The 12673-nt window shown below is 61.2% G+C and carries 12 protein-coding genes and 3 tRNA genes; 8 read left to right on the forward strand and 7 right to left on the reverse strand.

The genetic code is table 11. The features are described from left to right. Window positions 1-66 precede the first annotated feature (66 nt). Genes IFT47_RS21190 through IFT47_RS21200 form a run of 3 tightly spaced genes read left to right on the forward strand, consistent with a single transcriptional unit; the run spans window position 67 to window position 4011 of the window. Entirely contained in the window at window positions 67-1137 is a 1071-nt protein-coding gene (locus IFT47_RS21190) for a DNA topoisomerase IB (RefSeq protein WP_192173955.1), read from the forward strand. Further along, a complete protein-coding gene (locus IFT47_RS21195; RefSeq protein ID WP_192173956.1) occupies window positions 1134-1307 on the forward strand; it encodes a hypothetical protein in 174 nt (57 codons plus the stop codon). The genes IFT47_RS21190 and IFT47_RS21195 overlap by 4 nt, the downstream gene beginning before the upstream one ends. Before the next feature lie 37 nt (window positions 1308-1344). Then, window positions 1345-4011, forward strand: a complete 2667-nt coding sequence (locus tag IFT47_RS21200) for an excinuclease ABC subunit UvrA (RefSeq protein WP_192173957.1) — start codon at window positions 1345-1347, stop codon at window positions 4009-4011. A gap of 46 nt (window positions 4012-4057) precedes the next feature. Here the strand turns inward: IFT47_RS21200 and IFT47_RS21205 are convergent. Further along, window positions 4058-4144 (reverse strand) — tRNA-Leu (locus tag IFT47_RS21205). Window positions 4145-4374: 230 nt separating this feature from the next. Here IFT47_RS21205 and sodC point away from each other — a divergent pair. After that, complete coding sequence (gene sodC, locus IFT47_RS21210) at window positions 4375-4893, forward strand: superoxide dismutase family protein (protein ID WP_192173958.1); 519 nt, start codon at window positions 4375-4377, stop codon at window positions 4891-4893. 175 nt (window positions 4894-5068) lie between these two features. Here the strand turns inward: sodC and IFT47_RS21215 are convergent. The 6 genes from IFT47_RS21215 to IFT47_RS21240 all read right to left on the reverse strand — a co-directional run bounded on the left by IFT47_RS21215 (window position 5069) and on the right by IFT47_RS21240 (window position 8928). After that, window positions 5069-5142 (reverse strand) — tRNA-Cys (locus tag IFT47_RS21215). A 45-nt stretch (window positions 5143-5187) separates the two neighbouring features. Further along, window positions 5188-5263, reverse strand: a tRNA-Gly gene (locus tag IFT47_RS21220). A 61-nt stretch (window positions 5264-5324) separates the two neighbouring features. Beyond that, window positions 5325-5885, reverse strand: a complete 561-nt coding sequence (pgsA, locus tag IFT47_RS21225) for a CDP-diacylglycerol--glycerol-3-phosphate 3-phosphatidyltransferase (RefSeq protein ID WP_037009848.1) — start codon at window positions 5883-5885, stop codon at window positions 5325-5327. A gap of 32 nt (window positions 5886-5917) precedes the next feature. Beyond that, complete coding sequence (gene uvrC / locus IFT47_RS21230) at window positions 5918-7741, reverse strand: excinuclease ABC subunit UvrC (RefSeq protein ID WP_192173959.1); 1824 nt, start codon at window positions 7739-7741, stop codon at window positions 5918-5920. Then, the gene (gene gacA / locus IFT47_RS21235) at window positions 7742-8386 is read right to left on the reverse strand and encodes a response regulator transcription factor GacA (protein ID WP_065990451.1); all 645 of its coding nucleotides are present in this window, start codon (window positions 8384-8386) and stop codon (window positions 7742-7744) included. Window positions 8387-8577: 191 nt separating this feature from the next. Continuing rightward, window positions 8578-8928 carry a helix-turn-helix domain-containing protein gene (locus IFT47_RS21240; protein WP_192173960.1) on the reverse strand — a complete coding sequence of 117 codons (351 nt, stop codon included), beginning with the start codon at window positions 8926-8928 and terminating at the stop codon, window positions 8578-8580. Between the two features lie 81 nt (window positions 8929-9009). On the opposite strand from IFT47_RS21240, the gene IFT47_RS21245 reads away from it, so the two are divergent. From IFT47_RS21245 to IFT47_RS21260, 4 genes are all read left to right on the forward strand, one after another. Next, window positions 9010-9240, forward strand: coding sequence for a DNA-binding protein (locus IFT47_RS21245; protein WP_192173961.1), 231 nt, complete (start codon window positions 9010-9012; stop codon window positions 9238-9240). Window positions 9241-9826: 586 nt separating this feature from the next. After that, window positions 9827-10912, forward strand: a complete 1086-nt coding sequence (locus IFT47_RS21250; protein ID WP_192173962.1) for a 3-deoxy-7-phosphoheptulonate synthase — start codon at window positions 9827-9829, stop codon at window positions 10910-10912. A 301-nt stretch (window positions 10913-11213) separates the two neighbouring features. After that, on the forward strand, window positions 11214-12095 hold the full coding sequence (locus tag IFT47_RS21255) for an esterase/lipase family protein (RefSeq protein ID WP_192173963.1): 882 nt from the start codon (window positions 11214-11216) through the stop codon (window positions 12093-12095). Window positions 12096-12202: 107 nt separating this feature from the next. Continuing rightward, window positions 12203-12484: a peptidylprolyl isomerase gene (locus tag IFT47_RS21260; protein WP_027898593.1), complete on the forward strand. Its 282-nt coding sequence runs from the start codon at window positions 12203-12205 to the stop codon at window positions 12482-12484. The last annotated feature ends 189 nt before the right edge of the window (window positions 12485-12673 follow it).

Consider the following 12673-nt stretch of genomic DNA (forward strand, 5'->3'; position numbering starts at 1 on the left):
TTATTCGGCACGACTGCGCAGCGCCACGGTCAATGCAAAAAGACCCCGCGTTTAGGACTGCCTTTCATGCCGGACACAATTCACAGCGAAGACCTGCCCAAAGATCTGCACTACGTCGACGACAGCCAGCCCGGATTCAGCCGCAAGATCCTGTGCGGCAAGTTCGCCTATTTCGACATCGACGGCCAACGCATTCGCGACGAGGACGAGATCAAGCGCATCAACGCGCTAGTGATCCCCCCGGCGTACACCGACGTGTGGATCTGCGCCGACCGCCAGGGCCATCTGCAAGCCACTGGCCGCGACGCCCGCGGGCGCAAGCAGTACCGCTATCACCCGCGCTGGCGCGAGATCCGCGACGAGAACAAATACTCGCGGATGATCGCCTTCGGCCAGGCGCTGCCCAAGGTGCGCAAGCAGCTGGAAACGCAACTGGCGAAACCCGGCATGGGCCGCGAGAAGGTCATGGCGGCGGTGCTGTCATTGCTGGACCAGACGCTGATCCGTATCGGCAACAGCCAGTACGCCCGGGACAACCGCTCCTACGGGCTGACCACGCTGCGCAACAAACATGTCGACGTGAAGGGCAGCAAGATCTACTTCGAGTTTCGCGGCAAGAGCGGCGTCGAGCACCGACTCAGCGTCACCGACCGACGCCTGGCGAATATCATCAAACGCTGCATGGAGTTGCCCGGCCAGAACCTCTTTCAGTACCTGGACGACGACGGCCAGCGGCATACCGTTTCTTCCCACGACATCAACCAGTACCTGCACACACTGACCGGCGCTGACTTCACCGCCAAGGATTACCGCACCTGGGCCGGCAGCGCGATGGCCCTGGCGACCCTGCGCAAGCTGCACTGGGAACCGGAGGCGGACGCGAAGAAACACGTTGTGTCCATGGTCAAGGAGGTCGCCAGATTGTTGGGCAACACCCCGGCCGTCTGCCGCAAATGCTACATCCACCCAGCCGTGCTGGAAGCTTTCGCCATGGGCGAACTGGCCAAGCTGCCGCGCATCCGCCAGCGCAAGGGCCTGCGGCTGGAGGAAGTGGCGCTGGCCGGTTTCCTCCAGGGCCTGCAGGCCGCCGAGGTCATTCGTGAAGCATCCGAAGAACTGACAGGAGAAACAGCATGACCACCCACGACGCTCATATTCCCGGTGAAAAACTCAATGACCCAGACGCGCGCCCTGCCGACGTAGCCGATGACCGCGACCGCACCGACGACGTGCGTGAGGACGAGCCGCTGACCGGCGGCGATCACGACGACGCCGGGCACACCCCCAAAGTGCCCCTCGCCGAGTAAACCCGTTCTTGTATTTCAGGATTCAAAGGCCTCACCCATGACCACACCGCCGCACCTGCCAGACGACGCCCGCCCTTCTTCCTTCACCGTAGATGCCGACCGTCCCGGATTCGTTCGAGTTCGGGGTGCCCGCGAGCACAACCTCAAGGACGTGGACGTCGACATCCCCCGCGACGCGCTGGTGGTGTTCACCGGCGTGTCGGGGTCGGGTAAATCCTCGCTGGCGTTCTCCACCCTGTACGCCGAAGCCCAGCGGCGCTACTTCGAATCCGTCGCGCCCTACGCCCGACGCCTGATCGATCAGGTGGGCGTGCCCGACGTCGACTCCATCGAAGGCCTGCCGCCAGCCGTTGCGCTGCAGCAACAACGGGGCACGCCGAGCACGCGTTCTTCGGTCGGCAGCGTGACCACCCTGTCCAGCCTGATCCGCATGCTCTACTCCCGCGCCGGCACTTATCCGCCCGGCCAGCCCATGCTCTACGCCGAAGACTTCTCGCCCAACCTGCCCCAAGGCGCCTGCCGCGAGTGCCATGGGCTGGGCCGGGTCTATGAGATTCCTGAAGAGCTGATGGTGCCGGACGATTCGCTGACCATCCGCCAGCGCGCTATCGCCGCATGGCCCTTGGCCTGGGGCGGTCAGAACCAGCGCGACATCCTCGTGACCCTGGGTTACGACGTCGACACCCCGTGGCGCGACCTGCCAAAAAAGGACCGCGACTGGATTCTGTTTACCGACGAACAGCCCAACGTACCGGTCTACGCCGGCCTGACGCCTGAAGAGACGCGTCTGGCGATCAAGCGCAAGGTCGAGCCCAGCTACCAGGGCACCTTCACCGGCGCCCGTCGCTACGTGCAGCACACCTTCGCCACCACGCAGAGCGCGCTGATGAAAAAGCGCGTCTCGCGGTTCATGCGCGGCAGCCCGTGCCCGTTGTGCGATGGCAAACGCCTGAAGCGTGAAGCCCTGTCGGTGACCTTTGCCGGCCTCGACATCGGCGAGCTGGCGCAAATGCCGCTGTTGCGGCTGGCCGAGGTGCTGCGGCCGGTGGCAGCGGGCGTCTTCGCTGATGAAGATCGCGACATCGCTGTGCTGGATCGCGAGCAAATGGCCAAAGCGAAAAAGAAGCGGGTCAGTGCAGGCGGCGCGGCCCACGACGCCGCCCCCGACGTACGCGCGACGCCCAACCTGTCTGTCGAAAAGCGCCTCGCCGCTCAGCGCATTGCGCAGGATCTCTTGGCGCGGGTCAGCACCCTCACCGAGCTGGGGCTCGGTTACCTGGCGCTGGATCGCAGCACGCCGTCGCTGTCGTCCGGCGAACTGCAGCGCCTGCGCCTGGCGACACAATTGGGCTCGCAGCTGTTCGGCGTAATCTACGTGCTGGACGAGCCGTCGGCGGGTCTGCACCCGGCGGACAGCGAAGCCCTGTTTACAGCGCTCCAGCAGCTCAAGGCGTCCGGCAATTCGCTGTTCGTCGTCGAGCATGACCTGGAAACCATGCGCCGCGCCGACTGGCTGATCGACGTCGGCCCCGCCGCCGGCGAGCATGGCGGTCACGTGCTGTACAGCGGCCCTCCCGCAGGCCTGGCCGAAATCGAGGCGTCGCAAACCCGCCAGCATCTGTTCGCTGAACACACGGAGTTGCGCGCCGCAAGAAGGCAGCCCACTGACTGGCTGCGCCTGGAAGGCATCACCCGCAACAACCTCAACGAACTGAGCGCAGAGTTTCCGCTGGGCTGCTTCACATCCGTGACCGGCATCTCCGGCTCGGGCAAATCCAGCTTGGTCAGCCAGGCGCTGCTGGAACTGGTGGGCGCGGAGTTGGGACGCCCGGTCGCGGAAGTCGAAGCGGAAGAATCCAGCCTCGAAGACGACGCGCCGCAACCCACCGGCGGGCACATCGCTGGCGGATTGAGCGCGATCAAGCGTCTGGTGCAGGTCGACCAGAAACCCATCGGCCGCACCCCGCGCTCCAACCTGGCGACCTACACCGGGCTGTTCGACAACGTGCGCAAACTGTTCGCCGCGACGCCCGATGCGCACAAGGCCGGCTACGACGCCGGACAGTTCTCCTTCAACGTCGCCAAAGGCCGCTGCCCGGTGTGCGAAGGCGAAGGGTTTGTCAGCGTTGAATTGCTGTTCATGCCCAGCGTCTACGCGCCCTGCCCAACCTGCCACGGCGCCCGCTACAACCCGGACACCCTGGCCATCAAGTGGAATGGTTTGAGCATCGCCGACGTGTTGCAGCTGACGGTTGAACGAGCGGTGGACGTGTTCGCCGAACAACCCGGCGTGCTGCGTTCGCTGACGGTACTGCGTGATATTGGTCTGGGCTATCTGCGCCTTGGTCAGCCTGCGACTGAACTGTCCGGCGGTGAGGCTCAGCGCATCAAACTGGCGACGGAGCTACAGCGCAGTCAGCGTGGCGCCACGTTGTACGTGCTTGATGAGCCGACCACGGGGCTGCACCCCACTGACGTGGATCGACTGCTGACGCAGTTGAATGCGTTGGTGGATGCAGGGCATAGCGTCGTTGTGGTGGAGCATGAAATGCGCGTGGTTGCGCAAAGTGACTGGGTGATCGACATCGGCCCGGGGGCCGGGGACAAGGGTGGGAATGTTGTGGCGTGTGGTACGCCTGAACAGGTTGCGGACGTGCCAGAGAGCCGGACGGCGCCGTTTTTGCGGAAGGTTTTGAGGGGGTGAAACGAAAAAGGCGCTTGAGGTTGCTCTCAAGTGCCTTTTTTCAGAATGGTGCCCCGAGCCGGAGTCGAACCGGCACATCCTTTCGGACGACGGATTTTAAGTCCGGTGTGTCTACCAATTTCACCATCAGGGCGGTAGCACATATCAGCCTTGACCATCGCGCGTCGTATCGCGAGGCCTGCTGACAAGAGTGGGGAATATATACATCCCTAGCCCTGGAGGCAAGTTCAAAGCTTTCGGATTCAATTGGTTACGTTTGTTTACCGTCGCAAGCTCGATACCTTGTCTATGCTCTCTCCCAGCGAAGGGTGACACGCTGGCGCAGCTGTCTTCCCTTCTTTTGACAAACTGAATGAGGTGTCTATGAAATCCGCTTTGTGGCTTGGCCTGATTGGAGCATTTTCGGTGAGCGCTCAGGCGGCGTCGCTCAATGTCCCGATGAACCTAGTGAGCGCTGATGGCGCCCCACAGCCTGTTGGCGAGGTCAATATCAGCGAGACAGCTTATGGGCTGGTATTCACCCCCGAGCTGAAATCCCTACCCGCCGGCATTCACGGTTTTCATGTTCACGAAAAAGCGAGTTGCGATTCGGGCATGAAAGACGGCAAAAAAGTGGCGGCACTCGCAGCAGGCGGCCATTTTGACCCAGCCAGTACCGGCAAGCATCTGGGGCCATACGGCGATGGCCACATGGGTGATCTGCCGGCGGTCTACGTCAATGCCGATGGTGTGGCCAACTATCCTGTGCTTGCACCACGCCTGAAGAAAATTGCCGACATCAAAGGCCACGCGCTCATGATCCATGTCGGCGGCGACAATCACTCGGATATGCCTATGCCATTGGGCGGTGGCGGTGATCGTATGGCCTGCGGTGTTATCTGATCGAGCTCAAATCGCGCTTGGCTTCCGCCGAACCGGTAACGGAGAAGAGTGGCTTGGGATGTGGGCGATCGTTTCTTGGCGTGTTGCGGAAACGATGGTCAGAGTTGCGGAGACTCTGGCCATTATGCCACCCACAAAAAAGCCCGTAAGACGTTGATCTTACGGGCTTTAATAGTGGAGGCCGAGGTCGGAATCGAACCGGCGTAAGCGGATTTGCAATCCGCGGCATAACCATTTTGCTACTCGGCCTCAAACGCTCAACGATCCAACCACTACCGCTAAACGCATACAAACTGGAGCGGGAAACGAGACTCGAACTCGCGACCCCGACCTTGGCAAGGTCGTGCTCTACCAACTGAGCTATTCCCGCTTTGTGTGTGCGCCATTCTATACACTCAAATGACCCCGTCAACCCCTTGATTTAAAAATACTTATTTTTCATCAGTGGTCGTGCGCAGATGCGGCCATGCCGCACGCAGGTATTGCACCATCGACCAGAGCGTAAGTCCCGCCGCGACCATCAACAGCACATAACCCAACACCACCCAGAAGGTAAACGCAGGCGGGTTTGCCAGCAGGATGACCAGCGCAAGCATCTGTGCAGCGGTTTTCCATTTGCCCAGGTTTGACACGGCCACTTGTGCCCGCGCCCCCAGCTCGGCCATCCACTCGCGAAGCGCCGAGATGACAATCTCGCGGCCGATGATCACAGCGGCGGGCAGCGTGAGCCAAAGGTTGGCGTGGGCTTGTACCAGCAACACCAGCGCAACGGCCACCATCAGTTTGTCAGCCACCGGATCGAGAAACGCCCCGAACGGTGTGCTCTGCTCCAGGCGTCGTGCCAGGTATCCGTCCAGCCAGTCGGTCGCGGCTGCCAAGGCAAATACCGAACTGGCGGCCATGTAGCTCCAGTGGTACGGCAGATAGAACAACAGAATGAAGATCGGAATCAGCAGGACACGTAATACGGTGATCAGATTAGGGATATTCATCGGCACAACTGGCTACGAGGTGAGCGAGCATTCTACTCGCTGTGCAGGTTTGCATAAATCGACTCTGCGAGCTTTTTGCTGATTCCCGGCGCCTTGGCGATTTCTTCGATGCTGGCCCGGGACAATTCCTGAAGACCGCCGAAATGCTTGAGCAGATCGCGACGGCGGGTCGGGCCCACGCCTGCCACCCCTTCCAGGGTTGAAGTACGACGGGTTTTACCGCGTCGCGCACGGTGCCCGGTGATGGCAAACCGATGGGCTTCGTCGCGGATCTGCTGGATCAAATGCAGCGCAGGGGAATCGCCCTTGAGGGTGAACTCATGGGCCGAGTCATTCAAGTAGAGCGTTTCGAAACCGGCCTTGCGTGTAGCGCCCTTGGCGACGCCCAGCAAAATGAGATCGGGAATCGCCAACTCGTTCATCACGTCGCGGGCCATGCTCAACTGGCCCTTGCCGCCGTCCACCAGCAGGATGTCCGGCAATTTGCCCTCGCCGTCCTTGATTCTGCTGAAGCGACGGGTAAGGGCCTGGTGCATGGCGGCGTAGTCGTCCCCCGCCGTGATGCCTTCAATGTTGTAGCGGCGGTAGTCCGACTTGATCGGGCCCTCGGGACCGAACACGACGCACGACGCCACCGTCGCTTCGCCACTGGAATGGCTGATGTCATAGCATTCCAGACGCTGCGGCGGCTCCTCGAGTTTGAGCACTTGGGCCAACGCTTCAAAACGCGCAGTGACGTGCTGCCGGTTGGCGAGGCGCGCCATCAGTGCCTGCTCGGCATTGGTCACGGCGAGTTGCTGCCAGCGCGCACGGGTGCCACGCACCCGATGGCTGATGATGATTTCGCGGCCGCGTGACGCATCGATGGCGTCGATCAGCGCAGGGAAATCCTCGCTGACCACGTTGACGATGACTTCGCCGGGCAATTCGCGCTCGCCACCGCCCAGGAAATACTGGGCAAGGAAGGCGGACATCACCTCGCCCACCTCCTCCTCGATCCCGACCTGAGGGAAGAAATTCTTGCTGCCCAACACCCGCCCGCCACGCACACTGATCAGATGGACGCAGGCGCCGCCCGGATTGACGAACGCCGCCACGACATCGACGTCGCCGTTACCGCCGTCCATGCTCTGCTGATCCTGGACGCGGCGCAGCAGGCCGATCTGGTCGCGCAGCTCGGCCGCGTGCTCGAAATCGAGGTTCATTGCCGACTTTTCCATCAGCGCATTGAGTTCGTCGGTGAGGGCATTACTGCGGCCTTCCAGAAACATCACCGAGTGACGCACGTCCTCGTTGTAGATCTGCGGCTCCACCAGGTTCACGCACGGCGCCTTGCAGCGCTTGATCTGGTACTGCAGGCAAGGCCGCGTGCGGTTCTTGTAGAAGCTGTCTTCGCACTGACGAACGTGAAAGGTCTTCTGCAGAATGCTCAGGCTTTCGCGAATGGCGCCGGCGCTGGGGTAAGGCCCGAAGTAGCGGCCCTTGGCCTTTTTAGCGCCACGATGAATGCTGAGCCGGGGAAATTCGCCGTCGGACAGGTGCACGTAGGGGTAGGATTTGTCGTCGCGCAGCAGGATGTTGTACGGCGGCCGCGACTCCTTGATCAGGGTTTGTTCCAGCAGCAGCGCCTCGGTTTCGTTGGCGGTGATGGTGGTTTCAACCTGAGCGATCCGCGCGACCAATGCGCCTGTTTTCGGGGCGTGGCCGGTCTTGCGGAAATAGCTGGCGAGGCGTTTCTTTAAATTCTTGGCCTTGCCGACGTACAGCAGCTTGCCGTCGATATCGAACATCCGATATACGCCGGGGCGGCCACTGCAGGTGGACAGAAAAGCACTGGGATCAAACGGCTGGGTCATTTATGCGCTGGCGTCGACCATGCCATGACGAACGGCCAGCAGGGCCAGCTCAACGTCACTGCTGATCGACAGCTTCTCGAATATGCGGTACCGGTAGGTATTCACGGTTTTGGGGGACAGGCAAAGCTTGTCGGAAATCGTCTGCACTTTCTGGCAGCCGACAATCATAAGGGCAATCTGGATTTCCCGCTCGGACAAGAGATCGAACGGCGAATTGCTGGTCTGCGGCTGGAACGATTTAAGTGCCAGTTGCTGAGCGATCTGCGGGCTGATGTAGCGCTGCCCTGCGAACACCAGGCGAATGGCCTGAACCATCTCGGTCAGACCGGCGCCCTTGGTCATGTATCCCGCCGCGCCGGCCTGCAGCAGCCGTGTGGGAAACGGGTCTTCTTCGCACACCGTGACCGCCACCACCTTCATGTCGGGGTGGCTGCGGATGAGCTTGCGCGTGGCTTCCAGTCCACCGATGCCAGGCATCTTCACGTCCATCAGCACGACGTCGGGTTTCAGCTCACGGGCCTTCTGCAACGACTCTTCACCGGACTCGGCCTGCCCCACCACCTGCAAGCCTTCGATGTCGGCCAACATGCGCGTGATACCTGTCCGAACCAGATCGTGGTCATCGACAACCAGCACCCTAATCAAGCAGACACCTCACCGAATGATTCATGGCGGCTACCCGCCACGTTAACAAAAGAAAGTACGCGACCCGCTCTGGAGCACTGCTCGTGCATATGTGCCAGATGATCTACAACGATGCCGACAAACTATCATCATCGACCGCAAAACTTGATAAAAATCTTCAAACATACGACCGCTGAATCCCTCGCAAAGTATTAAGGCTTCCTATCCGGAGCATAGCTGCTCTGGTATTCAGCCAGGGTAGTCGTCAGCCGGCAGATGGCATCCTGCTCTTCCTTGCCGAGGGTGCGGTAACTGCCCACCATCCACTCCTCGTTTTCACTCAGGCTGACGATGGGCACGGGGGTGCGCGACCCCGTCAGCACGTACAACACGTCAACACCGCGAAGTGCGACCCGGGCCAGGTAATCGGCCTTGGGCGTGCGCTCGCCGTTTTCATACTTGCCCTGTGCATTGGCTTCCACGCCGCCGATTTCACCGAATGCGCGTTGTGAAAGCCCCAAGCGCTCACGCTCTTCCCTAATTCGGGCACTTATTCCACTCATTTGAATGTATAGCCTTGTTGACATCACTCTTTTGAGTGATAGAATCGAAATAATTTGAACGAACTTGAACGGTTTTGAACTATGCCCGGAATCCGTACTGCCGCACAAGCCAAGGCTTGGCTGGAACAGCAAGGCAAATCGGTTCAAGAGTTTGCCAGGGAGCACAACGTGGACCCGGCGACGACCTATCAAGTGCTGTCCGGGCGAAAGAAGGGACGCCGGGGCGAGTCGCACAAAGTCGCGGTGCTGCTGGGAATGAAGATCGGCGTGATACCGCTTGAAGGCGGCCCTGCGAAAGTGCCTGAGGACTGAATCGGCATTTTGCCGTTTTAACTGCTTCTTGGTACGCAGCCGGCGTCAATCACCCCGATTGCAATTTCCAATTGAAGAATCCGACGGGTCTGAAGTAAGCTCGGCGGCATTTCACGGAGACAGACCATGTTGCCTTCCCCTTCCACCCAGTTGTTCGCCGCCGACGGTTCACGTCTGGCCGAGCGTGCGGCTGCCTGGAATGCGACAGCATCTATCGCTCCTGCATCTTATTTTTATGGGTATTGGTTTAGCCACTGGCGCGCCTGATACCCACACGGCGCCCTGAACTTCGGGACGCCCACCAGAGATAACTCTCACCCCCGGTCGGCTTCCCGACCGGGGGTTTTGTTTTTCTGGGCCACCCATTTTTGACCGATTGATTTGAGGAGCTGCACATGAACCACACCCACTATTACCGCTACGACACCGACTTCGCCTGGCGATTTAGCAACCTCCGTTCGGGACAGGCTGCCGCCTCCGATCGGTCACTGACAGGTGGCAACGCCCTGCTCCCAGCCAATCCGGCCAATTGTCGAACACCCCAGTAGGTCCGCGCGGGAACGCCCGCCGACCAGGAAGCCAGCACATGAATTCGCCCGTCGTCCGCAACACCCTCATCGATCTGCCGTCCAGCGCCGTCACCCTGAATGACAGCTCCCCTGCCCCGAAACGCCTGCCCACGCCGTTCGCGCTGAAACATCAGCTGCCGCTGGACGCTGCCATGACCGCACAGGTCGCCGCCCACCGTCAGTCGATTCGCGCCATTCTCAATGGTGAAGATTCGCGCCTGCTGGTCGTGGTCGGCCCGTGCTCGATCCACGACCCCCACGCCGGCCTCGAATACGCCGAGCGCCTGGCGCGCCTGGCTGCCGAAGTCAGCGACCAGATGCTGCTGGTGATGCGCGCCTACGTCGAGAAGCCCCGCACCACGGTTGGCTGGAAAGGCCTGGCGTACGACCCTGCGCTTGATGGCAGTGACGACATGGCCGAGGGCCTGGCCCTGTCACGGCAGTTGATGCGTGACATGGTCCGGCTCGGCCTGCCTATCGCCACAGAGCTGCTGCAGCCGATGGCGGCGGGTTACTTCGATGACGTCCTGAGTTGGGTGGCGATTGGCGCAAGAACAACTGAATCGCAGATCCACAGGGAAATGGCCAGCGGCCTCGGCGTGCCCACGGGCTTCAAGAACGGCACCGACGGCGGCATTTCCGTGGCCTGCGACGCCATTCGATCGGCGGCCCACGCGCACCGGCATTTCGGCATGGATTCCCAGGGCCACCCGGCGATTATCGAGACGTCGGGCAATCCCGACACCCACATCGTGCTGCGCGGCGGTCACGGCGGTCCCAACTACGACGCGGCCAGTGTCGCCGCGGTGAATGCCAGCCTGGCGAAGCACCGCATGGCCGCGCGCATCATGGTCGATTGCAGTCACGCCAACAGCGGCAAGGATCCGCTGCGTCAGCCGGCCGTATTCAACGATGTGCTGCAGCAACGACTGGCCGGCGACCGAACACTGATCGGCATGATGCTGGAAAGTCACTTGTTCGAAGGCTGCCAGCCCTTGAGTGCTTCACTCAAATACGGCGTGTCAGTGACGGACGCGTGCCTGGGCTGGGAGTCCACCGAGCGCCTGCTGCGCGAGGGCGTGAACAGACTGCGCTACAGGTAACATTTGCAAACGGGAAGCCGGTGCCAGCCATGCGTCCGGCTTCCCTCCGCGGCGTCGTCGTTGTCAGCCACCGCCCGTCACAGCTAAGACGCCGATCGTGGGAAAGCGCCCCACCCACCCGGCGGATTTGGGCCGCAACGGCTGCGCCTTTTCCAGCCTCCCCGGCAACCAAGGCCTGTAGCGGTCAAAGGCCCTCCACAATTTGCCTCAACCGGCGCATTGCCATGCACCGCCGCGCCCTTCCCCTATCACTTCCGCTGGTTAAGCTCGATCCCTCTCCGCCATACAAGGAATGATCGACATGTACAGGGAAGTCGCCACCAAGTATCCCCTTTTGCTGGTCCACGGCCTGTTCGGTTTTGACCGGATCGGCAAGGTGGACATGTTCCATGCCATCCCCGAGGCGCTGGAGAAAGCCGGCTGCAGGGTTCATGTGCCGGCGCTGTCCGGCGTCCACGACAACGAAACCCGCGGCGAGCAGTTGATTGACCAGATCGAACGCTTCCTGCGCCGCACCGGCTACCTGAAAGTCAACCTGATCGGGCACAGCCAGGGCGCGCTGACCTCCCGCTATGCCGCGGCGTTGCGTCCGGATATCGTGGCGTCGGTCACCTCGGTGAGCGGGCCCAATCACGGCTCGGAAGTAGCCGATCGAGTACGTCGGGCGCTGACACCCGGGCAAATGCCTGAAGCGGTCGCATCACGGATGACCGCAGGTTTCGCGCATTTTCTTGCGCTGTTGAGCGGCAACGCGGACTTGCCCCAGGACCCGATTCAGGCGCTGGATGCGCTGACCACCGAGGGCGTAGCAGCGTTCAACAGCAAGTATTCCCAAGGGCTGCCATCGACGTGGGGCGGTGAAGGCGCCGAACGGGTCCACGGCGTTCACTATTACTCGTGGAGCGGCTGCATCGACGGCTCACTGTTGTCCGAAGGCCGCAATGCCATGGACCCGCTGCACCTGGCATTGCGCAGTTACGCGCTGCTGTTCGAGAAGGAAGCCGCGTCCAATGACGGCCTGGTTGGCCGCTTCAGCTCCCACCTGGGCAAGGTGATCCGCTCCGACTACCCGATGGACCACGTGGACTCCATCAATCAGAGCGCCGGTCTGGTGCGCAAGCAGGTCGATCCGGTAAAGCTGTACGTGGACCATGCCGGTCTGCTGTTCAACAAAGGTCTTTGAGCGACGATGTCGTCTGTCACGGCAAGACAAAGGCGCCTGAACTTTCTCGGGAAACGCGGCCCTTATTCCGGTACGCTCGTTTCTTTTTTTTCACAGGAGTCATCAAAATGGCCAAAGCCACTGCCCGCCACATCCTCGTATCCAGCGAAGAGAAGTGCAACGAACTCAAGGCGCAGATCGAAGGCGGCGCTGATTTTGCCGAAGTCGCAAAATCCAACTCCAGCTGCCCGTCCAGCCGTCAAGGCGGCGACCTCGGCTCCTTCGGCCCGGGTCAAATGGTCAAGGAATTCGACACCGTGGTGTTCAGCGCACCGGTGAACGTCGTCCAGGGCCCGGTGAAAACCCAGTTCGGTTATCACCTGCTGGAAGTGACCAGCCGCCAGGACTGATCCTCCGCGCTGCTGCACGAACGGCCCGCCCTTGAAAGCGGGCCGTTTGTTTATCGGATCCCTGCTCCAACGCTGTATTGTCCGGTTACAAAGGCTTCGGCTTTGCGGTACCTTGCCACCGGGGTAACCAATAAAAAAACCGGATCGGCCAGCCGCGCCGTCATGACCTTCAACCCTGATATTGGTCAC

Source organism: Pseudomonas sp. CFBP 13711 (genome assembly GCF_014842265.1).
Classification (GTDB): domain Bacteria; phylum Pseudomonadota; class Gammaproteobacteria; order Pseudomonadales; family Pseudomonadaceae; genus Aquipseudomonas.